General features: G+C 75.5%; 23 protein-coding genes, 1 tRNA gene and 1 pseudogene. 6 read left to right on the forward strand and 19 right to left on the reverse strand.

The annotated features are described in order from the left end of the window. Window positions 1-227: 227 nt before the first annotated feature. Window positions 228-304 (reverse strand) — tRNA-Ala (locus ACFHW0_RS10545). A gap of 231 nt (window positions 305-535) precedes the next feature. Between ACFHW0_RS10545 and ACFHW0_RS10550 the strand changes: the two genes are divergently transcribed. Further along, complete coding sequence (locus tag ACFHW0_RS10550; protein WP_416607092.1) at window positions 536-1,279, forward strand: class I SAM-dependent methyltransferase; 744 nt, start codon at window positions 536-538, stop codon at window positions 1,277-1,279. A gap of 63 nt (window positions 1,280-1,342) precedes the next feature. Here ACFHW0_RS10550 and ACFHW0_RS10555 read toward each other — a convergent pair whose 3' ends face one another. The 5 genes from ACFHW0_RS10555 to ACFHW0_RS10575 all read right to left on the reverse strand — a co-directional run bounded on the left by ACFHW0_RS10555 (window position 1,343) and on the right by ACFHW0_RS10575 (window position 7,618). Continuing rightward, window positions 1,343-2,134: a hypothetical protein gene (locus ACFHW0_RS10555; RefSeq protein ID WP_416607093.1), complete on the reverse strand. Its 792-nt coding sequence runs from the start codon at window positions 2,132-2,134 to the stop codon at window positions 1,343-1,345. A gap of 178 nt (window positions 2,135-2,312) precedes the next feature. Further along, window positions 2,313-2,963 (reverse strand): GNAT family N-acetyltransferase, encoded by a 651-nt coding sequence (locus tag ACFHW0_RS10560; RefSeq protein WP_416607094.1) that lies wholly within the window; start codon window positions 2,961-2,963, stop codon window positions 2,313-2,315. A gap of 105 nt (window positions 2,964-3,068) precedes the next feature. Further along, window positions 3,069-4,382: a gephyrin-like molybdotransferase Glp gene (gene glp, locus ACFHW0_RS10565; RefSeq protein WP_121396714.1), complete on the reverse strand. Its 1,314-nt coding sequence runs from the start codon at window positions 4,380-4,382 to the stop codon at window positions 3,069-3,071. Beyond that, window positions 4,379-5,341 (reverse strand): UTP--glucose-1-phosphate uridylyltransferase, encoded by a 963-nt coding sequence (locus tag ACFHW0_RS10570; protein WP_416607095.1) that lies wholly within the window; start codon window positions 5,339-5,341, stop codon window positions 4,379-4,381. Before ACFHW0_RS10570 ends, glp begins: the two co-directional genes overlap by 4 nt. A gap of 9 nt (window positions 5,342-5,350) precedes the next feature. Then, the gene (locus tag ACFHW0_RS10575) at window positions 5,351-7,618 is read right to left on the reverse strand and encodes a diguanylate cyclase (RefSeq protein WP_416607096.1); all 2,268 of its coding nucleotides are present in this window, start codon (window positions 7,616-7,618) and stop codon (window positions 5,351-5,353) included. A gap of 85 nt (window positions 7,619-7,703) precedes the next feature. Between ACFHW0_RS10575 and ACFHW0_RS10580 the strand changes: the two genes are divergently transcribed. Together ACFHW0_RS10580 and ACFHW0_RS10585 are read left to right on the forward strand one after the other, a co-directional pair. Continuing rightward, complete coding sequence (locus tag ACFHW0_RS10580) at window positions 7,704-8,372, forward strand: 5-formyltetrahydrofolate cyclo-ligase (protein ID WP_416607097.1); 669 nt, start codon at window positions 7,704-7,706, stop codon at window positions 8,370-8,372. Continuing rightward, a pseudogene (locus ACFHW0_RS10585) lies at window positions 8,369-8,527 on the forward strand (FmdB family zinc ribbon protein); the annotation flags it as partial. The gene ACFHW0_RS10580 and the pseudogene ACFHW0_RS10585, both read left to right, overlap by 4 nt. Before the next feature lie 62 nt (window positions 8,528-8,589). Here ACFHW0_RS10585 and ACFHW0_RS10590 read toward each other — a convergent pair. Both ACFHW0_RS10590 and ACFHW0_RS10595 read right to left on the reverse strand, forming a co-directional pair. Next, on the reverse strand, window positions 8,590-8,832 hold the full coding sequence (locus tag ACFHW0_RS10590; RefSeq protein ID WP_416607316.1) for a hypothetical protein: 243 nt from the start codon (window positions 8,830-8,832) through the stop codon (window positions 8,590-8,592). A 188-nt stretch (window positions 8,833-9,020) separates the two neighbouring features. Further along, window positions 9,021-9,215: a hypothetical protein gene (locus ACFHW0_RS10595; RefSeq protein WP_121396719.1), complete on the reverse strand. Its 195-nt coding sequence runs from the start codon at window positions 9,213-9,215 to the stop codon at window positions 9,021-9,023. Between the two features lie 97 nt (window positions 9,216-9,312). Between ACFHW0_RS10595 and ACFHW0_RS10600 the strand changes: the two genes are divergently transcribed. After that, entirely contained in the window at window positions 9,313-9,651 is a 339-nt protein-coding gene (locus tag ACFHW0_RS10600; protein WP_416607098.1) for a hypothetical protein, read from the forward strand. A 49-nt stretch (window positions 9,652-9,700) separates the two neighbouring features. On the opposite strand, the gene ACFHW0_RS10605 is transcribed toward ACFHW0_RS10600, so the two are convergent. Continuing rightward, entirely contained in the window at window positions 9,701-10,183 is a 483-nt protein-coding gene (locus ACFHW0_RS10605; RefSeq protein ID WP_416607099.1) for a DUF2231 domain-containing protein, read from the reverse strand. A gap of 228 nt (window positions 10,184-10,411) precedes the next feature. Here ACFHW0_RS10605 and ACFHW0_RS10610 point away from each other — a divergent pair, with 228 nt between their 5' ends. Then, the gene (locus ACFHW0_RS10610; protein ID WP_089002133.1) at window positions 10,412-10,840 is read left to right on the forward strand and encodes a Fur family transcriptional regulator; all 429 of its coding nucleotides are present in this window, start codon (window positions 10,412-10,414) and stop codon (window positions 10,838-10,840) included. A 54-nt stretch (window positions 10,841-10,894) separates the two neighbouring features. Then, complete coding sequence (locus ACFHW0_RS10615; RefSeq protein WP_416607100.1) at window positions 10,895-11,752, forward strand: oxygenase MpaB family protein; 858 nt, start codon at window positions 10,895-10,897, stop codon at window positions 11,750-11,752. A gap of 19 nt (window positions 11,753-11,771) precedes the next feature. On the opposite strand, the gene ACFHW0_RS10620 is transcribed toward ACFHW0_RS10615, so the two are convergent. The 10 genes from ACFHW0_RS10620 to ACFHW0_RS10665 all read right to left on the reverse strand — a co-directional run bounded on the left by ACFHW0_RS10620 (window position 11,772) and on the right by ACFHW0_RS10665 (window position 20,067). Further along, window positions 11,772-12,614, reverse strand: coding sequence for a PD-(D/E)XK nuclease family protein (locus ACFHW0_RS10620; RefSeq protein WP_416607309.1), 843 nt, complete (start codon window positions 12,612-12,614; stop codon window positions 11,772-11,774). A gap of 138 nt (window positions 12,615-12,752) precedes the next feature. Then, complete coding sequence (locus tag ACFHW0_RS10625) at window positions 12,753-13,367, reverse strand: MarC family protein (RefSeq protein ID WP_132231586.1); 615 nt, start codon at window positions 13,365-13,367, stop codon at window positions 12,753-12,755. Between the two features lie 40 nt (window positions 13,368-13,407). After that, window positions 13,408-14,274: a PHP domain-containing protein gene (locus ACFHW0_RS10630; RefSeq protein ID WP_416607101.1), complete on the reverse strand. Its 867-nt coding sequence runs from the start codon at window positions 14,272-14,274 to the stop codon at window positions 13,408-13,410. A gap of 48 nt (window positions 14,275-14,322) precedes the next feature. Further along, a complete protein-coding gene (locus tag ACFHW0_RS10635) occupies window positions 14,323-15,540 on the reverse strand; it encodes a hypothetical protein (protein WP_416607102.1) in 1,218 nt (405 codons plus the stop codon). Window positions 15,541-15,596: 56 nt separating this feature from the next. Then, window positions 15,597-16,637 carry a SigE family RNA polymerase sigma factor gene (locus tag ACFHW0_RS10640; protein ID WP_416607103.1) on the reverse strand — a complete coding sequence of 347 codons (1,041 nt, stop codon included), beginning with the start codon at window positions 16,635-16,637 and terminating at the stop codon, window positions 15,597-15,599. A gap of 105 nt (window positions 16,638-16,742) precedes the next feature. Further along, a complete protein-coding gene (locus ACFHW0_RS10645) occupies window positions 16,743-17,618 on the reverse strand; it encodes a PH domain-containing protein (RefSeq protein ID WP_366640942.1) in 876 nt (291 codons plus the stop codon). Window positions 17,619-17,624: 6 nt separating this feature from the next. Then, complete coding sequence (locus ACFHW0_RS10650; protein ID WP_007455302.1) at window positions 17,625-17,783, reverse strand: hypothetical protein; 159 nt, start codon at window positions 17,781-17,783, stop codon at window positions 17,625-17,627. A gap of 133 nt (window positions 17,784-17,916) precedes the next feature. Next, a complete protein-coding gene (locus ACFHW0_RS10655; RefSeq protein ID WP_416607104.1) occupies window positions 17,917-18,618 on the reverse strand; it encodes a DUF6758 family protein in 702 nt (233 codons plus the stop codon). 114 nt (window positions 18,619-18,732) lie between these two features. Continuing rightward, window positions 18,733-19,356: a TrmH family RNA methyltransferase gene (locus tag ACFHW0_RS10660; RefSeq protein WP_366640944.1), complete on the reverse strand. Its 624-nt coding sequence runs from the start codon at window positions 19,354-19,356 to the stop codon at window positions 18,733-18,735. Window positions 19,357-19,539: 183 nt separating this feature from the next. Further along, on the reverse strand, window positions 19,540-20,067 hold the full coding sequence (locus tag ACFHW0_RS10665) for a hypothetical protein (protein ID WP_416607105.1): 528 nt from the start codon (window positions 20,065-20,067) through the stop codon (window positions 19,540-19,542). Window positions 20,068-20,106: the final 39 nt, after the last annotated feature.

The raw sequence follows: 20,106 nt of genomic DNA on the forward strand, positions 1-20,106 counted from the left end.
GTTGGTCCAAGGTTCGAAGGCGGGTTCCCGGTCGACCGGGAACCCGCCTTCGACCTGCTTCGAGCCCTCGCGGCGAACTGGCGGCGAGCCGGTCGGATCGGCTGTCGTCCGAGGTCATCCGACCTGCTGAGGCTCGTCCTGGTCCCGCGTGGTCGGCTCGGTTGCGGCACTGCGCTGCTGCACAGGATCGAAAAAGGCCGTCTCCGACTGGCGGAAACGGCCTGAAATGGTGGAGTTGAGGGGATTCGAACCCCTGACCCCCTCGATGCGAACGAGGTGCGCTACCGGACTGCGCCACAACCCCTCCGCCGGCGGACCGGCATCGGTCCCACCCGGCTTTCACCGGGCGGGCCGGCGCCAAGGTTAACAGGTTCACCGCCCCCGCCGCGAATCCACCCCCCGCGCGCCGAGATCTTGGCACGGAACGGCCCCTCCGGGGGCCGCCAGCCACCAAGATCTCGTAGAAGGACCCCCGGCTGCTCGCGGGCGCGAAAATCGATGGACATCGTGGGCACCGGTGAGCAGCGTGGGGCGCATGCGACAGGAAGACGTCTGGAACGACGACACCGCCCGCCGCTACGACACCCTCGGCACCGGCATGTTCGCCCCCGAGGTGCTGGGGCCGACCGTGGACCGCCTCGCCGAGCTGGCCGGCGGCGGGGCGGCGCTCGAATTCGCCGTCGGGACCGGCCGGGTGGCCGTTCCACTCGCCGCACGAGGGGTGCCGGTCAGCGGCATCGAGCTGTCCCGCCCGATGGTGGAGCAGCTCCGGACGAAAGCGGATGAAGCGGCGATTCCGGTGATGGTCGGGGACATGGCGACCGCCACCGTCCCCGGCGAGTTCTCGCTGGTCTACCTCGTCTACAACACGATCTCGAACCTGCTCACCCAGGCCGGTCAGGTGGCCTGCTTCCGCAACGCCGCCCGCCACCTCGCCCCGGGCGGCCGGTTCGTGATCGAGCTGTGGGTGCCGGAGCTGCGCAAGCTCCCACCGGGCCAGGAGGCGACGGTCTGGTCGTCCGAGCCGGGGTACATCGGCCTGGACACCTACGACCTGCTGCACCAGCAGGTCGTGTCGCACCACTTCCAGTTCGACGAGAGCACGAACGCCCGGCTGTTCCGGTCGCCGCACCGCTACATCTGGCCGGCGGAGCTGGACCTGATGGGCCAGCTGGCCGGGTTCGAGCTGGAGAGCCGGCACGCGGACTGGTCCGGTGCCGAGTTCACCGCCGACTCGCGGTCCCACGTCTCCGTCTACCGCCTGCCAACCCCGAACTGACGTACTGCGGGCCGCCCGGCCAGGCCGACCGCCGGCCACGAACGTTGCGCGACAGGCCCCGCGTCAGGCCGAGTGGGAGCCGCGGCCGGACTGGTAGGGGCGGCCACGCAGGCCGCCCGAGCGGCGGTAGGAGACCGAGCCGCCGTTGGCCGCCGCCGGCAGGTCCGCCGGACGGTCCAGGCCCATCGCGGCGCGGCGTACCACCTCGCGCTGGGCCGCCAGGCGGCGCTGCGCCTCGCGGCGGGCCGCCGCCCGGCGGGCCTGCTCCCGCCGCACCTCGGCCTGCCGGGCGGCCAGCCACGCCGCCTCGCGGGCCTGCGCCCGCCGCCGCCGGCGATCCGCCACCGCCAGCCGCCGCAGGTGCACGACGTACGCGACCAGCAGCGCGGCGGTGACCCCGAAGCTGACCCAGAAGCCGGGGCTGACCACGATCACGCCGATGAGCTCGACGAAGTTGAGCAGCAGCAGCGCGGCGAGCACCCGGCGGCGTCGGTAGACGGCGGGGGCGTGCTGTCGGCGGGGCGGCGGCCGACGGCGGCCCTTGCGGGGAGCCGGCGGCACGGCGCGCAGCCGCTTCGACCGGCGCGCGGCGGGGGGCGCGGAGACCGGCGCGGAGAGCCCGCCCGTGTTCGCATCTTCACTGAGGGTGATGACGAGACTGCGGGGCGGGTGCACCGGGCGGTGCCCCGGCACAGTGCGGCGCCGCCGGCGGCGCTGGAGCACCCGCGCCGTCGACTGCGCCCGCTCCGCCACCAGCCGCTCGGTGGCGTCGTACCGGCGAACCAGCGCCGGAGCGAGGGCGAGCAGGCCGGCGGCGGCGAGGACGGCGAGGAGCACCGAGGTCGGCACCCTCACCCCTCCCGTCACCGAATTCGGAGCAACCGCCGCCCGGCCGCAGGATCTTCCACCGATGGTGGTCGGGTGCGCGGATCGTACGGGTGGAGCAGCGCTTGCCACAGCTTGCAGTTACTTGAGGTTACGGGCCGTGGACGCGGATGCTGACACGCCGCGCCGATCCCGAGCGTGGGACGGCTCACCCCGCGGTGGCGCGGACCCGGTGCCAGCGGGCCAGCAGCCCACCCTCGGCGGCGACCTCCTCGCTGGTCATCGCGTATCCGATGTGATCCCGCCACGCACCGTCGATGTGCATGTAGCGCACGTGGTACGACTCCTCGCGGAAGCCCAGCTTCTCCACCACCCGCCGCGACGGCCGGTTCTCGGGGCGGATGTTCACCTCGACCCGGTGCAGCCCACCCACGCCGAACGCGTGGTCGACCGCGAGCGCCAGCGCGGTGGGGATGACGCCGCGACCGGCCACCCGGGAGTCCACCCAGTAGCCCACGTACGCCGAGCAGAACGCCCGCCGCACGATGCTGCCCACGTTGAGGTGGCCGACCAGCCGCTCCCGGCCGTCCTCGCGCAGGCAGACGGCGAAGGGCATCCCCTCGCCGGTGCGCGCCGAACGGCGCTGGTCGCGATACACCCAGCGGAACGCGGCCGGCGAGTTCAGCTCGTACCAGCTCCCCGGCAGGGACGACTCCCACGGCGCGAGCCACTCCCGGTTGGCGCGGCGCACCTCCGACCAGGCGGCGGCGTCCGAACGCCGGTAGGGCCGCAGCAGCACCGGCCCGTCGGCCAGCACCGCCGGCCACCCCGGCGCCCGCCCGACCCCGAACAGACTCACGAACCAGACCTTCCGCTGACGACCGACGAACCGGAAGCCCGGGCGGCGCTCACCGAGCCCACCTACCGTTCGCGACTGCGGGGCTCGCAAGCTCACTCCTCGCGCTCACCGGCGCCGGTCCAGCAGGAGGACGTCCACCGTGGACCCGGCCGCCGCGGTGGTCACCCGCTCGCCGAGCACCATCAGCCCGTTCGCCTCGGCCAGCCCCGAGAGGGTGTACGGGCCACCGTTGAGCGGCTGCACCGTGTAGCCGCCGCCGCGCCGCTCGGCGACGTGCGCGGGACGGAACTCGCGCAGCCCCACCGGGGACGAGATCGTCTCCAGCAGGTGCGCGCGGACGCTGGGCCGGAACACCGGCTCCGCCCCGGCCAGCAGGTTGATCGCCGGGCGGGCCAGCACCTCGAAGCCGATCAGGGCCGAGCCCGTGTCGCCGGGCAGGCAGACCACCGGCACCTCCTCGGCGCCGACCGTGCCGAAACCGAGCGAGGTGCCGGGATAGAGCGCGACCTCGGTGAAGGTGACCGGGCCGGCCCGGCTGCCCTCCCGTCGGGAGAGGATCCGCCGCACCATGTCGCCCGGCCCGGTGCCGGTGCCCCCGGTGGTGATGATCAGGTCGGCGCGCAACGTCTGGTCCTCCAGCAGCCCGCGCAGCCCCTCCGGATCGTCGTCGCAGATGCCCACCCGGTACGCCAGGGCGCCCACCTCGGCCGCGGCGGCGGTCAGCGCGTGCGAGTTGGCGTCGACCGTCTGGCCCGGCTGGCTGCCCCGGCCCACGTCGACCAGCTCGTCGCCGGTGGCCACGATGACCACGCGGGGGCTGGGCCGCACCACGACGTGCCCGATGCCGGTGGCGGCGAAGACCGCCACGAGCGCCGGCGAGACGTAGGTGCCGGCCCGGGCCAGCAGGGTGCCGGCCGGCAGTTCCTCGCCGGCCCGGCGCACCCCGTACCCCCGTTTGGGCACGCGGAAGATCTCCACGGCGGCCATGCCCTGGTCCGTCCACTCCACCGGCACGACCACGTCCGCGGCGAGCGGCAGCGGCGCCCCGGCGGCGACGGAGAAGCAGGCGCCCGGGGTGAGCCGGACCGGCCGCCAGCTCGCCGCGCCGAGGTCGCCGACGACGTTGAGCCGGACGTTGCGCCCGCCCGGCCCGCCGGACTGGGTCGGTACGTAACCCACGCCCCGACCGCCTCCGGAGATGTCCTCCCAGCGGGCCGCGTACCCGTCCACGGCCGACTGGTCGAAGGCCGGGAAGGAGTGCGGCGCGACGACGTCCTCGGCGAGGACGTTGCCGTGCGCCTGGGTGAGGTCGAGGTCGAGCGGAGGCAGCGCGCGTAACCTGCGCAGCACGCTGCCCAGGTAGTCGGCGAGCGGCGTCAACTCGTTCGCGGCCGCCTCGGCGTCGGCCGACGCTGTCATGTACCAGTCACGCCCGACGCGTCGGAGTTGACGAACTCCGCCAGCCACTTGCGGAACTCGGCGCCGAGGTCGTCGCGCTCGGCGGCGATCTGCACCACGGTCTGGAGGTAGCCCAGCGGCATGCCGGTGTCGTAGCGGGTGCCCCGGTAGACGATCGCGTGCACCGGGATGCCCTCGCTGCGCAGCAGCTCCATCGCGTCGGTCAGCTGGATCTCGCCGCCGCTGCCCGGCTTCGTCCGCCGGATCGCGTCGAAGATGGCGCTCGGCAGCACGTAGCGGCCCAGCACCGCGAGGTTGCTCGGGGCGTCCTCCGGCTTGGGCTTTTCCACCATGCCGGTGACCCGGACGACCTCGCCGATGTCGGACAGTTCCGCCTCCGCCGGCTCCACCGAGGCGATGCCGTAGCGCTTCGTCTCGGCCGGGTCGACCTCGAAGAAGGCCAGCACCACGCCGCCGGTGCGCGCCTGGAGCTCCAGCATGGCCGGCAGCAGCGGCTCGGACGGCTTGACGAACTCGTCGCCCAGCAGCACCGCGAAGGGCTGGTCGCCGACGTGCGACTCGGCGTAGCCGACGGCGTGGCCCAGGCCGAGCTGCTCGGGCTGCCGGCAGGTGTAGATCTCGGCCAGCTCGCTGGGGCCGCGCACGGCGGCCAGCCGCTCGGTGTCGCCCTTCGCCTCCAGCCGTGCCTCCAGGTCGGGGCGGCGGTCGAAGTGGTCCACCATCGATGTCTTGCCGCGCCCGGTGATGAGCAGGACGTCGCCGATGCCGGCCTGGGTGGCCTCCTCGACGATGTACTGCAGCACCGGCCGGTCGACCACCGGGAGCAGCTCCTTGGGCACCGCCTTCGTGGCCGGCAGGAACCGGGTGGCCAGACCGGCGGCCGGGATGACGGCCTTGACCGCGCGGGAGCGACCGGTTGCGGCGGTCGCCGATGAGGGGTTCGCTGAGTGCTCCGACATGTCGCGAGACTATCGGCCACGGCTCTGTCGTGGAGGGTGAGGACCGGAAGACGCGCCGCCGCAGGGACCCGGCCGCACCGGGTCGGGCGCGGCCGGCGCGCTCCCCGGGGCGGCGTCGGCCGGCTCGGCCGGATCGGGGCGGGTCCGCACCGGCTGGCGGGGAGCGCCGGCGCGCGGCAACCCGTCCTCGGGGGTGGCCGCCGCAGCCGGGACGGGAATCTCCCGCGGCGGCGGTCCGGCCCGTTCCTCAGCGATCCGCCAGGTGTCCCGCCCGGCCGCCTTGGCGGCGTAGAGGGCGTCGTCGGCGGCGTCCAGCACCTGCTGGCCGGTGGTGCCGTGGTCGGGGTGCACCGCGATGCCGATGGAGACGGTGACTCCGATCGCCACCCCCGCCCCGCCGTGCCCGTCGGCGGCGATCGGGGCGCCCCGGATCGCCGCGCCGAGCCGCTCCGCGACGATCGCCGCACCCCGGGCGTCGGTCTCCGGCAGCAGCAGCACGAACTCCTCGCCGCCCTGCCGGAAGGCGAGGTCGACCTCGCGGATCTCGCCGCGCACCCGGCGGGCGAACTCGGCCAGCACGGCGTCCCCGGCCGCGTGCCCGTACGTGTCGTTGACGTCCTTGAACCGGTCCAGGTCGAGGGCGAGGACGCTGAGCATCCGGCCGAACCGGCTCGCCCGCTCGACCTCCCGGCGGATCGACTCCCGCAGGTAGCGGTAGTTCCACAGCCCGGTGAGCGGGTCGGTCAAGGAGAGCCGCTGCGCCTCCTCGTGCACCCGGACGTTGTCCACCGCCACCGCGGCGTGGCCGGCGAAGGTGCGCAGGGTGACGAGGTCGTCGTCGTCGAACTCGTCCGCGCCGAGCCGGTCGTAGAGGGCCAGCACGCCGAGCGCCCCCGCCGGGGCGGCCGGCTCCGCACCGGGACGCGGAGCCGGCCCGTCGCGGGCGGTCGCGTCGGGCGGGCCGGTCGTGCCGGGGGCGGCGAACGGCACCGCGATGTACGTCCGGCAGTGCGGCTCCCCCGGCGGCGCGGCGGAGGGCTCCACCCGGCCCCGGCGCGGCTCCCCGGTCGCCGCGACGGCGCCCACCACGCCGCTGCCCAGCGGCACCCGCAGCGGCCCCGGGCGTTCGTCCGCCGGGTCGGGGGCGTCCAGCCCCTCGGTGCACTGCGCGACGAGCACCCCGCCGTCGTCGACCAGCAGCACCGCCCCGGCCCGGGCGCCGGTCGCCGCGATCGCGCTGTGCAGGATCACCCGCAGGATGCGTTGCAGGTCGTGCGTGCTGGCCAGGGTGTCCCCCAGCACCGCGAGGTGCCCGCGCAGCTGGTCGCGGCTGCTGGTCAGCGCCGCCACGTAGGTGCCCGTCTCGCGGGTCATGCGGTTGAACGCGCCGGCCAGCCGGCCGATCTCGTCCCGGCTGCGCACCGGCACCCGGGCGGTCAGGTCGCCACGCGCCACCCGGTCCACCGCGCCCGCCAGCTCGACCAACGGGCGGGTGGTCACCCGGGCCAGCCGCCAGGCGGCCACCACGGCCAGCAGGGTCGCCACCAGCACCGCCGAGCCCAGTGCGACGTACAGGCCGCGTGGTCGTTCGCTGGGGACGGAGATCACCAGCGGCAGGGGCTGCCCGGAGGACGGGCCGACCAGGCGGACGTACCGGCCGTCGGGGGTCTCGGTGACCCGCTCGCCGTGCAGCGTGTCGGCGGCGGCGAGCACGGCGTCGCGTACGCCGGTCGACTCGGTGCTGTGGGCGAGCCGGACGGGCGCCGCGGCGTCGTCGATCAGGGTGACCGCCACCCCCGTCACGGCCGCGAGGCGCGCCACGAAGGCCGGGTCGACCGGCTGCGCGGCGGTGACCGTGCCGAGCGGCCCGCCGGCCCGGTCGCGCAGGTCGGCCCGGGCCGCGAGCGCCCGCACCGGCCCGGCGGCCGGCGGGTCGGCGCAGTCCCGCCAGGGCGCCGCGGGGCCACCGGGGCTGGCGTAGGTGACCCGGCCGGTGACGTCGGCGACCCGCACGGCGGCGGCCAGGCCACGGCGGACCACCTGGCTCGCGGCGGCGGGCCGGTCGCCGGCCAGGGCGACCGCGTCGGCGGCGGCGCGCAGCTGCTGGCAGAGGGCGTCGACGGAGGTGCGCACGGTCGAGGCGGCCACGGCGAGCCGCTCGGTGGAGCGGCTCGAGTCGACCGCCGAAACGGTCGCCCCCACGAACATCACCCCGAGCACCACCGGGCCGAGCGCCACCGCCAGGAAGGCTGTGGTCAACCGCCCGCGTAGCGTCACTCGGTCCCCCCGGAAGTTCCGCCGCCGTTGCTTGCGATGCTGACACAGAGCCACCAGGCGACAAACGTTGCGTCAGGAGTGTTGCGTGCCCGATTTTTCTGATGGAGCGGAAGAGGCGAAGCGGGATGTGCGCGCCGCCGTGCTCGCCCGCCGCCGGGAGCTGAGCGCGCCGCGGCGGGCCGACGCCGCCGGGCGCGTCCAGGCCGAGCTGGTGGCTCTCGTACGCCGCCTGCGCCCGCTGCGGATGACGGCGTACGTGCCGGTCGGCTCCGAGCCGGGCGGGCCCGACCTGCCGGCGGTGCTGCACGCGGCGCTACCGCCGGGCGGGGAGCTGCTGCTGCCGGTGCTCCGCGACGACCTCGACCTGGACTGGGCGGCCTGGAGCGGGCCGGATGCCCTGGTGGCCGCCGGGCGGGGGATGCGCGAGCCGGCCGGGCCGCGACGGGGCCGGGCGGCGGTCGCCGGGGCGCAGCTGGTGGTGCTGCCCGCGCTGGCGGTGGACCGCCGGGGGCTGCGGCTGGGCCGGGGTGGCGGCTCGTACGACCGGGCGCTGGCCCGGGTGCCGGCGACCGCCCTGACCGTGGTTCCGCTGCACGACGGCGAGCTGGTGGAGGCCCTTCCCGCCGAGCCGCACGACCGGCCGGTACGCGCGGTCGTCACGCCCGCCGAGGGCCTGCGTACGCTGGACGCCGCCCCGGGGGGCGTGGCGGGTGTCGCGCCCCACACTTCCGCTGGACGAATCCGGGGGCGATGACGCACCATTGGCACTCGAATACGTCGAGTGCCAACCGGCCGTGGCCAGATCCGGAGGAGAACGTGCCCACGTACCAGTACGCCTGCACCGCGTGCGGCCACCAGCTCGAGGCGGTGCAGTCCTTCTCCGACGCACCGCTGACCGAGTGCCCGGCGTGTGAGGGACGGCTGCGGAAGGTCTTCAACTCCGTCGGCATCGTGTTCAAGGGGTCGGGCTTCTACCGCACGGACTCGCGCTCGTCCGGCTCGGAGAGCACGAAGACCGGCGCCGCCGCCAAGCCGGCGAAGTCCGACTCGTCCTCCGGCGGTGACTCCGGCTCGTCCGGCGGCTCGTCCGCCGCCTCCCCGTCGTCGGGCTCGTCCCCGTCGTCGGGCTCGTCCTCGTCGTCGGGCTCGGGCGGCTCCACCGGCGGTGGGGGCAAGGCCCCGGCTGCCAGCACCGCCAGCGCCTCCTGACCCACGCCACACCGGCCCGGGGCCGGCTCCGCAACCGGGGCCGGTTCTCGGGCCGGCCGCGTGTCCACAGGGCGGCGACGCTGTCCACACCGGCGACGCGGGTTGTCCACAGCGGCGGTACGACCGTCGCTGCGCACGGAGCACCGCGACGCCAGGGTGCCGCCGGTCGTCCGCCGGGGTGGCGGTGACCCGTTCAGTCCCAGTGCGGGGGGCGCTCCGCGAGCAGCCAGTCGTCGTTGCCGCCCGAGCGCTCGCCCCAGCCCCGGTCGGTGTCGTCGGCGGTCTGCTCGGGCAGCACCACGAAGTCGTCGCTGAGGTCGACGGCGCGGTCGTCGTCGCCGCGTACCGTCGGCGTGCCCGGATCCTCGGTGATGCTCACGAGCGGCAAGACTAGCGCAGCCACCACCGGTGGGGGCGGCGAACGAACCGCCGGGCCGCCGCGTCCGGCCGGCCGCGGGGCCGGGGCGTTGGTAGCGTCGGACGGCGTGACGACCCCCACCTCCGGCGGCTCCCCGGACGAGTACTGGCGGCGGCCCGACGCCCCGCCCGAGCGGCCCACGGGCGCACCCCCGGGTCCGGCCGCGTCGCCCCCGGCGCGGGGGAGCGGCTACCCGGGCCCGCCCGCGACCACCCCGCCCCCGGCCGGGTGGCGCCCACCGGTGCACCTGCGACCGCCACCGCCGCGGCGGCTGCCGCCACAGGACATGGCGGAACTCGACGCGGCGGAGCAGCGGGCGCAGCGCCTCACGTACGGCGTGGGGACGGTGGCCGGCGTGGTGCTGGTGGTCCTCGTCTGCGTGCTCTGCTCCCGGCTCGTGTTCTGACCAGGGGCGCGGTCGCCGGCCTCCCGCCGCCCGCCGCGACCGGCGGACGTCAGAGGGTGTTGCCCCAGACGGTCTCGGCCCCGGAGTGCCCGGTCAGGTAGACGTAGACGAGGCTGACGACGCCGAACGCCACCACGGCGACCGACAGCACCGGGGTCACCCAGGACGGCAGCTTCGGCACCCGCCGGTGCCCGCTCGTCACGGCGAGCAGCAGCAGCGACGCCACGGCCAGCGGCAGCACCCAGCGGAACAGGATGTCGCCGTAGCGCGAGTGCGCGAAGATCTGCTCCACGATCGGGCCCTGCATGCCCCGGGCGACGAACGCGTCCGTCAGCTCCTCCCCCGACTCGACCGCGACGAAGGCCGACACGGGCGCCACCACGGCGAGGATCGCCACCGCCCAGTCCAGCCGTGACCGGAACCTGGGCAACGCCACGTAGGCGGCGGAGAGCAGCGCCAGCAGCGGCACGAGCACGACGACCGCGTGCACCACCAGCACGTGGGCCGGCAGACCCAGGATCTCCTTGAACATCGACACCTCCGGCGGCACGGGTCGCGGGGTGCCAGCGTACGGTGCGCCGGTCGACCCGCCCAGTTCGTCTCGATCGACAACACGCGCCCGGAACCGGTCCGGTTCACCGTTCCTCCACGAGGAGGCCCGCCGCCGCGGCGGCCCGCGCCAGCGACCCCGGGTTGTGGCCGGCGCCACCTCTCCCGGAGGCCGGTTGTCGCTCGCCGGCCCGCGTGCTGTCATTGGCACGTGCCCGGTGGCGAGGAACTGCTCCGGTCGAGGGGCCTGCGGGTCACCCGGCCGCGTCTCGCCGTGCTCGACGTCCTGGCCGCCGGCGGCCACCTCGAGGTCGACGAGATCACCCGCCGGGTGCGCCAGCGCCTCGACTCGGTCTCCACCCAGGCGGTCTACGACGTGCTGGGCGCGCTGTCGCGCGCCGGGCTGTCCCGCCGCATCGAGCCGGCCGGCAGCCCCGCCCGCTACGAGGCCCGCGCCGGGGACAACCACCACCACGTCGTCTGCCGGGGCTGCGGCGAGATCGCCGACATCGACTGCGCGGTCGGCAGTGCGCCCTGCCTGGACCCGGACATCGCCCACGGGTTCGAGGTCGACGAGGCGGAAGTGACGTTCTGGGGCCTCTGCCCCACCTGCCAGGCCCGCCGCTCCGCCGACGACTGACGGCCGACGGCTCTCCGCGCGGCGCCCGCCGGCAGGGCGTGGCACGCTTGGGCGGTGGACTCCGATGACCTCGGCCTCTTCGGTCCGGGTTCGGTCACGTGGAAGGTGCACGAGGAGCCGATCCTGATCGTCGCCGGCCTGCGTTCGCTCTACCTCCAGTCGTTGCATCCCCGGGCCATGGCCGGGGTCGCCCAGAACAGCAACTACCGCTCCGACGCCTGGGGCCGCCTGGTGCGCACCGCCACCTACGTGGGCACCACCATCTACGGCACCACCGCCGAGGCGGAGGCCGCCGGGCTCCGGGTCCGCCGCCGGCACGCCCGCCTGCGGGCCACCGACCTGTTCACCGGGGAGGAGTTCCGGGTCGACGATCCCGAGCTGCTGCGCTGGGTGCACGTCACCGAGGTCGAGTCGTTCCTCGACACGGCCCGCCGGGCCGGGCTGCCGCTGACCGCCGACGAGATCGACGGCTACTACACCGAGCAGCGGCGCTCCGCCGCCCTGGTCGGCCTCGACCCGGCGACGGTGCCGGGCACCGCCGCCGAGGTGGCCGACTACTACCGGCGGATCCGCCCGGAGCTGCGGATGACCCGCGAGGCGGCCGAGACGGCGCTCTTCCTCACCGCGCCGCCGATCCCGTGGAAGCTCAGCCTGCCCGCCCGGATCGGGCTCAACCTCGGGCCGCCCCGCTGGGCGTACTTCGGCATCGCCGGCACGGCGCTCGCGCTGCTGCCGGCCTGGGCCCGGCGGATGTACGGCGGGCTGGGCCTGCCCACGACCGCGCTCTCGGCCGACCTGAGCGTCCGGGCGCTGCGGCTGACCCTCGCCGCGTTGCCCCGCCGGTGGCGGGAGGGGCCGCTGCAGCAGGCCGCCAAGGAACGCGCCACCCGCCTCGCCGGCACGCCGGCCTGACCGGGCGGGCGCGGGGCCTTCAGTCCTGGCCGGGCCCCGGGTCGGCGGCGCGCTCGACGGCCGCCCACGGCTCCTTGCCCGGCGCCTGCGCCCCCACCGGGCAGGTGCGCCGGTAGTCGCACCAGCCGCAGCGCGGGCCCGGCGTGGTCGGGAACGCCTCGTCGGGATCCTCCCCGTCGGCGACCGCCCGCTCGGCAACCATGATGTCGCGGGCGGTCTCCTCCGCGCGGGTGAGCTGCCGGGCCAGCGACTCCACGGTGTGCTCGTGCGCGGCCACCGTGCCGGTCGGCAGGTGGTGCAGCTCCACCCGGCGGCACGGCCGGCGGAACACCCGCTCGGCGGCGTACGCGTAGAGCGCCAGCGCCTGCGAGCCGCGCGCGTCGTCGGCGTCCAGCCCCGTGCGGCCCGTCTTGTAGTCGACGATCACCAGCTCCGGGCCGTCGGGCCCGGGGCGGGAGTCGATCCGGTCGGCCCGGCCGTTGAAGGCAAGCACGGCGGTCTTGACCGCCACCACCCGCTCCACGCCGAGCGGGTCGGCCCCCGGCTTCAGCGTCTCGACGTAGGACTCCAGCCAGCCCAGGGCCCGCCGGTAGGCCGCCCGCTCCTGCTCGTCGTCGCGGTAGCCCTCGCGCACCCAGGTGCCCTTGAGCAACGCGGCGAGCGCCTCCGGCCGGCGCCGCTCGGGGCTCAGGGCGTACCAGTTCTTCAGGGCGGTGTGCACGCTCGCGCCGAGGGAGTTGTGCGCCCACGGGGGGCCCTTCTGCGGGGCCGGACGGTCGACGTAGGAGTAGCGGTAGCGCCGGGGGCAGTCGGCGTAGGCGCCGAGCTTGCTCGGGGTGCAGACGAAGAGCCGCTCCGGCATGCCCTCGAAGCCGAGCTGCTCAGGCTGCTCGCCGCGCTGCCGGGGCGCCCGGCCGCCGCCGGTGGAGGACCGTCCCGCTGAAGAGGCTCGTCGCACACCGCGATCCTGCCATCCACCCCCGACGGAACCGGGCGCCGGTCAGGTCATGTTGGCGTACTGGGTCACGAACGCGGCCACCGCGTCCGCGATGAGCTGCACCGCGATCGCGGCCAGCAGCAGGCCGGCGATCCGGGTCAGCACCTCGATCCCGCCGGGACGCAGGATCTTGACGATCCCGCCGGAGAACCGCAGCACGACCCACACCGTGACCATCACGGCCACGATCGCGGCGGCGATGGCCGTGACGTCCGCCCCGCCGTCGGCCTGCTGGACGAAGAGCATGGTGGCCACGATGGCGCCGGGGCCGGCCAGCAGCGGCGTACCCAGCGGCACCAGGGCGATGTTCGAGGTGACCTGCTGGCTCGGGTCGTCCGCCTTGCCGGTCAGCAGCTCCAGCGCCACCAGGATGAGCAGCAGCCCGCCGGCGGCCTGCAACGCCGGCAGGTCCACGTGCAGGTAGTCGAGCAGCGTCTGCCCCGCCACCGCGAAGATCACGATCACGCCCAGCGCCAGGGCGACGGCCTGCCAGGCGGCGCGGTTGCGGTCCCGCGCCGTCAGCGGGCCGGTCAACGCCAGGAAGATGGGCATCATGCCCGGCGGGTCGACGATCACCAGCAGGGTCACGAAGACCTCGCCGAACAGCTTGGCATCCACGTGATCAACGTAGCCGCGCCGCCGGAGGCGGAAACGCGGATCAGCCGGAAGCGACCTCGGTCACTCCGCCCGCCTCGGCGACGATCCGCTCGTACGCCCCCGGTTCGGTGGTGAACGCCCCGAGCCGGACGGTCTTGTGGGTGCCGTGGAAGTCCGACGAGCCGGTCACCAGCAGGCCCAGCTCACCGGCCAGGGCCCGCACGTGCGCCCGCTCGGCCGGGGAGTGGTCCTCGTGGTCGACCTCCAGCCCCGCCAGCCCGATCGCGGCCAGGTCGGCGATCAGCTCGTCGGGCGCGATCCGCCCCCGCCGGGTGGCCCGGGGGTGGGCGAAGACCGGCACGCCGCCCGCCGCGCGGACGAGCCGGACCGCGCGGAAGACGTCGATGTCCTCCTTGGGCAGCCGGTAGCGCTCGCCCAGCCAGTCCGGCCCGAACGCCTCCGTGGTCGTGGCCACCAGGCCGGCCCGGATCAGCGCCTGCGCGATGTGCGGCCGGCCCACGGTCCCGCCGCCCGCGCCGGTCAGGATCTCCGGCCAGCTCACGTCGATCCCGTCGGCCCGCAGCAGCGCCACGATCCGCTCGCCCCGCTCCTCGCGGGCGGCCCGCACCCGGGCCAGTTCCGCGACGAGTTCCGGGGCGTCCGGGTCGAACAGGTACGCCAGCAGGTGCAGCGGCAGCGCCGGCTCCTCGCCGTACCACCGGCAGGAGAGCTCCGCGCCCCGGACCAGGCTGAGCCCGGCCGGCAGCGCCGCCAGGGCCGGCGCCCAGCCGGCCGTGGTGTCGTGGTCGGTGATCGCCACGACGTCCAGCCCTGACTCCGCCGCCGCCCGCACCAGCTCGGCCGGGCTGAGCGTGCCGTCGCTGGCGGTGGAGTGGGTGTGCAGGTCGATCCGCGGTGCCGCGCTCATCGGCCCGACGCTACCGGCCTGCGGCCCGCCCCGGGCGCGCGGGCGCGGTCAGGGACGGCGGTCGCCGCCCACCGGCACCGCGCGTTCTCCGACGGGCAGGCCGGTCACGGGCACGGGCACGGCCATCTCGCCGTCGAGCGCCCGGCTCACCTCGACCCGCACCAGGGCGCCGTCCGCGTCCGGGTAGTGGGCCGTCCCCTGCGGCGTCCACGCCACCGGCCCGGCCACGGGCGGACCGGCCGGGCGGGGCGCCGGTGCCGGGGCGAGCCGGTCCAGGTCGACCAGCAACGCGCGGTCCTGCCGGCCCGCCTTCCCGTTGGCCAGGAGCCACCGCCCGTCGGCGGACACCCCGCCGGCTCCGTCGCCGGTCAGCGCCGGTACGCACCCGGTCCGCACCGGCGCGAGGTCCCGGGCCGGGTCGAGCAGGGCGACACAGGGCCGGCGGGGGGTGCCGGCGGACACCAGCGCGACCGCCAGCCCGTCGGGGCGGGTGCCGTAGACGTGCAGGGCCGCGTCGCCCGCGCCGCGCGGCGGACCCGCCGCCGGGCGCCACAGGGCATGACCGGGCCGGCCCGGGTCGAGGCGGACCAGGACCGTGTCGCCGGCGAAAGCGACGGGCGCCGCATCGGACGGTGCGGGAGTGCGGGCGGCGGCGACGACCTGGGTGCCGACGATGCCCGCGACGACCAGGTCCGCCCCCTCCCGCCAGGCGACCTGCCGCCCGTCCGGGCTGAGGACGATGTCCCGCGCCCCGGCCAGGAGCAGGTGCGCCGCGCCGTTCGGCAGGACGACCCACAGCGAACGGCCGGCCGCCGTCGGCGCGCCCACCACCGCCCAGCCGGCCCCGTCGGGGAGCCGCTGGGCACGCTCGGCGGCCGTACCCACGTCGGGCAGGGAGAGCCGCTGCCCGCCGGCGGTGACCAGCACGTCGTGGAGGATGAGGTCCACCTCGCCCCGGCCCAGGTCGGCCTTCGGGACGGCCGACAGTTGCGGGGTCGGGTCCGGCAGCGGCGAGGCGTACGGGTCGCCGAGCACCACCGTGGGATGGGTGGGTCGCCCGGGCTGCTGCCCCAGCTGCGCCATCCCGGCGCTGACCGTCACGGTGGCCACCGCGGCGAGAGCGATCCCGGTCAGCGTCCGCCGGCGCCGGGACCGGTCGGCCCGCCGGATCGCCAGTCCCGCCGGATCGGCCACGAGCGGGCGCGCGACGGACACCCGGCGGGCGAACGCCTCCCGTACCGCCTGCTCCAGCTCGTCCTCGGTCACGGCGAATGGACGCGTCGGGCCTTCGGTCCGGTTGTCACCACGGCCGACCGGACGGCTCACCGGTGTTCCCCGGTGCCGGCCGGTACGACCGGGAAGGCGGCCTGCCGGCCGCGCTGCTCGTCGCGGGCGGTACGCGAGCCCGCCCCGGCCCCGGCCCGCGCCCCCGACGCGACGGGCACCGGATCGCCCGCCGCCTCGTCGGTCGGCTCGGCGTCCGGCGTGCGACGCCCGGCGTCCGACGCCGGAGGCACGGTGGCCGCCGCCGTGGCCACCTGCGCCGGAGGTTCGGTCGCGGCACCACCCGGGACGGCGGCGGTGGCGCCTCCCGACCCACCCGGGACGGCGGCGGTGGCGCTGCCCGCCGCGGCCGGTGCGACGACCGGCGGCCTGGCGTTCGTCGCCGCGACCACGGCCGCCGCGTCCTCGCCCACCACCATCGTCGGCGCCCCGTAGGCCGTCGACGGGCGGGCCGGCGCGGGACGGTCGGCGCCGCCCTGCACGGGAGCGGATCGGTCGGTGCCGCCGCGGGCGGGGGTGGACCGGTCGGTGCCGTCGTCCCGGGGCAGGGCCGGGGTCGGGTCGGCCCCCGTCGGCAGGTCGAGGGCGGCCTCGGCGCCCATCCGGCGACGCAGGGTGCCCAGGGCGCGCGACGTCTGGCTCTTGACCGTGCCCGGCGAGATGCCGAGCAGCACGGCGGTCTGTGCCTCGGACATGTCCTCGTAGAAGCGCAGCACGAGCACCGCCCGCTGCCGGCTGGGCAGCGCGCTCAGGTGACGCCAGAGCAGGTCCCGGTCGAGCTGCTGCTCGATCTCGTCGATCCCGGCCCGCTCCGGCAGCACGTCGGTGGGGCGTTCACCGTGCCAGCGCCGCCGCCACCAACTGGTCGATGTGTTGATCATGACCCGGCGGGCGTACGGCTCGATCGCCTCGATCCCGCCGAGCCGCTTCCAGGCCAGGTACGTCTTGGTCAACGCGGTCTGCAACAGGTCCTCGGCCGTGGCCCAGTCCCCGCTGAGCAGGTAGGCGGTGCGCAGTAGGGCGCCGGAGCGGGCCGCGACGAAGTCGCGGAACTCCTCCTCCAAGGGATCCCTGCTCACCACCGGCCACCTCCGCGCCCCGTTCCCCTGGCAGGTTGCCATGCCAGCAGTGCCCGGGTCGACGGCGAACGGTGCGCAGTTCCTCCGATGTTCGGACGGAAAGTTTCACGCCCCGTCGTCGGCCTTGGCCTCGTCGGCCTCCTTGCCCAGCCGCGCCTCGACCGCCTGCGGCTCGTACATCTCCTCGACGACGCGCAGGTAGAGCTCGTTGGGGTTGGGCAGGTTCTTGATCTCACGCAGCGCCTGCTCCTGACCGGCGGACTCCAGCACGAACGTGCCGTAGTTGAGCGCCCGGCCGGTCGGGGTCTGCTCGTACTTCATGTCGGTGACCCGGACCAGCGGCATCATCGCGACCCGCCGGGTGATGATGCCGTTGACCACCATCACCCGCTTGTTGGTCAGGATGAAGCGGTCGTACCACCAGTCGGCGACCTTCCAGGCCACCCACCCCATCACGGCGAACCAGAGCAGCACCGCGATCGTGGTGAGCGCGCCCACGTCCTGCCCGGCGAGGAAGCCGGAGAGGTAGCCCAGCACGAAGGTGGCGGCGATGCCGACCAGCAGCGGGGTGGAGAGGTGGATCCAGTGCCGCTTCCACTCGCCCCGGTAGCGCTCGGTCGGGAAGAGGTAGCGGGCCACCAGCGAGCTGGGCTCGTCCTCCAACGGCAGCACCCGGCGCGGCGCCATGCCGGCGGCGTCGGCCCGCAGACCGGCCAGCTCGTCCTCGGAGATCTGCGGGGGCTGGTAGCCGGCCTCCGGGTCACGGACCCAGGCCCGACCGGACCGCCCCTCCCCGGCGTACGCCGGGCCGTCGCCGAAGCCGGCGTCATCCGAGAGCGAGGGGCCGTCGGAGAGGCCCGGACCGGTGCCGTAGCCTGGCCCGTCGTCGGGACCGATCCGGGGGATCGGCTCCGTGTCTCGATCCCGGCGCTCCCGATCGGGATCGTCGGGATCGAAGGGTGGACCGGAGGGGTTTCCCATCGGCGGCTAGGCGACGAGGCTGGTGAAGAAGTCGCCGAACCCCTGGGCGATGTCCATGATCCCGCCGCCCAGTGACTTGAACACGTCCGCCGCAGAATTTGGCCGATATGCGACGAAGAAGATCAAGAATGCGATTCCGGCCCAGGTGAGGACCTTCTTGACCATGGCGGGCCATCCTCTCGCGCGGCGCCGGGTCCCATTACCGCAGCGGCACCCAGAGTATCAGTGTGGTGTCGTACAGTGAATATCTGCGTCCGTTCTCCGACATTCCGGGATGCCTGTCAAGCCCTGAGGCCCGTCAAGCCTTCCCGTGCAGATACGGAGACGGTGCGCCGTACACGAGCTCGGGCGGTGTCCACTCGGTCAGGTCGTGCAGCACGACGTCTTCCGCGAGCAGGTGACCCGCACTCGCCGGCCAGGCTATCGCATGGAGCCACAATCCCCGAGCCTCGCCCGCGTACGCGCTTCGATCCGTCGGCGAGTTCACGAGCCACAGTGGAGTGGGATGACCGGCCACCTTGATCCTGGCCTGCCCGACGTGCTCCGGATGCCCCGGCCCGGGATCGGTCAACGCCTGCGCGAGTTCCGGGCCCGGATCCGGCCCGGCCAGCCCCGCGAACCGGGTGCCCAGGCCGACGCCCGGTTCCTCGGCCACGAAGACCAGGTCCGCGGGGCCCCCGCCGAGCGGCTCCAGCCCGGCGCAGGCGACCGCCGTGGCGCGCACCCCGGTGCGGTCGTCGCCGGCGTACGCCACGCCGGTCATGGTCCAGCCGGTCGGCAGCGGCCACGGGCACCACAGCGGCGTCCTCGGTCGGGTCGGCGGGTCGGCGGCGGCGACGATCCGGTCCACCACGCTGGCCACGATCTCGGTCCCGATGTGCTCGGGCACGTGCAGCGGGGAGACCGGCCCGCAGTCCAGGCAGCGCGACTCGGTGTGCATCAGGTCCGGCGCCCGCACCGGTCCACCACATTTCGGGCAACTCACCGCGACACTCACCATCCCACCGTCACCCCCGCACGCCGCCCCGTCAAGCGGAGCGCCCGTTTCGGTGCCGCCGGACGGCGTCGAGCGGCCCCGCATCGGGCCCGCTCAGCGGTGCCGCATCGGGCCCGCTCAGCCCGGCGGCGGCCCGGCGTGCGTACGGATCCAGGCGTGCATGGCGATGCCGCTGGCCACGCCGGCGTTGATCGACCGGGTGGAGCCGTACTGGGCGATCGAGAAGAGCTGGTCGCAGGCGGCACGCGCCGGGTCCGAGAGGCCCGGGCCCTCCTGCCCGAACAGCAGGACGCAGCGCCGGGGCAGGGTGGTGCTCTCCAGCGGGCGGGAGCCGGGGAGGTTGTCGATGCCGACGACCGGCAGCTCCCGCCCGGCCGCCCAGGCGACGAACTCCTCGATGGTCTCGTGGTGCCGGACGTGCTGGTAGCGGTCGGTCACCATGGCACCGCGCCGGTTCCACCGCCGACGGCCGACGACGTGCACCTCGGCGGCGAGGAAGGCGTTGGCGTTGCGCACGACCGTGCCGATGTTGAAGTCGTGCTGCCAGTTCTCGATCGCCACGTGGAAGTCGTGCCGCCGCCGGTCGAGGTCGGCCACCACGGCCTCGCGCCGCCAGTAGCGGTACCGGTCGACGACGTTGCGCCGGTCGCCCTCGGCGAGCAGCTCGGGGTCGTACCGCGGGTCGTCCGGCGGGTCCCCGGGCCAGGGTCCCACGCCGACGTCGAGCTGGTCTCCGGTCACGGTCACGCAGGGTACGGCCTGCGGGCCCCGGCCCGGGTCGCAACCCCGGCGCGGCCACCGCCCCCGGCCGGCGTGGACGGACCGACCGCCGCGGACACCGGCCGGACCGAACAGGGCGGACACCGGACCGACGGGCGGGGACACCGGGGCGACCGGGGACGGACGGACCGACCGTGGCAGGGCTCAGCGCAGCCCCAGCGCCCCGCCGAGCCGGTCGAGGAAGCGACGGTCGGCGGGGGCCGGCGGCAGCCCCGGGGCCCCGGCCGTCGCCGCCCTGCACACCCGGGCCGCCACCGACTGCACCCACTGCCGGTACGCGGCCGAGTCGGCGGGGTCGGCCCGCCGCCGCAGCACCCGGGTCGCGGCCCGGCAGGCGGCGAGCAGGTCCACCACGTCGGTGAGGCGCTCGACAGGGTCGGTCGCCCCGTCGTGCCGGGCGTAGATGGCGGCGACCACCGCGCGTACGAGATCGCTGTCGAAGGCCCGACCGGCCGCGACCGCCTCCAGGCCCGCTAGCCCGGCGGCGACTCCCGGGTGGGGCCGTCCGGGGCCGGGCGCGGCGGCGGCCACGACCACGCGGCCGGGCAGGCCGGTCAGCAGATCCCACTCGGCGGCGGAGTAGACAGCGGTGGTCAGCGGTGCGGCGTGGCGGCCGGCAGAGGGCGGCTCTCCGGCGACGGAGTGGCTCATGGGGACCTCCGGCGCCAGCATATGCCCCGGATCGGAAAAAGGGCCCCTACCACCCGGAAC

Origin of the sequence: Micromonospora sp. LOL_025 (assembly GCF_048060285.1) — a bacterium.
GTDB lineage: Bacteria > Actinomycetota > Actinomycetes > Mycobacteriales > Micromonosporaceae > Micromonospora.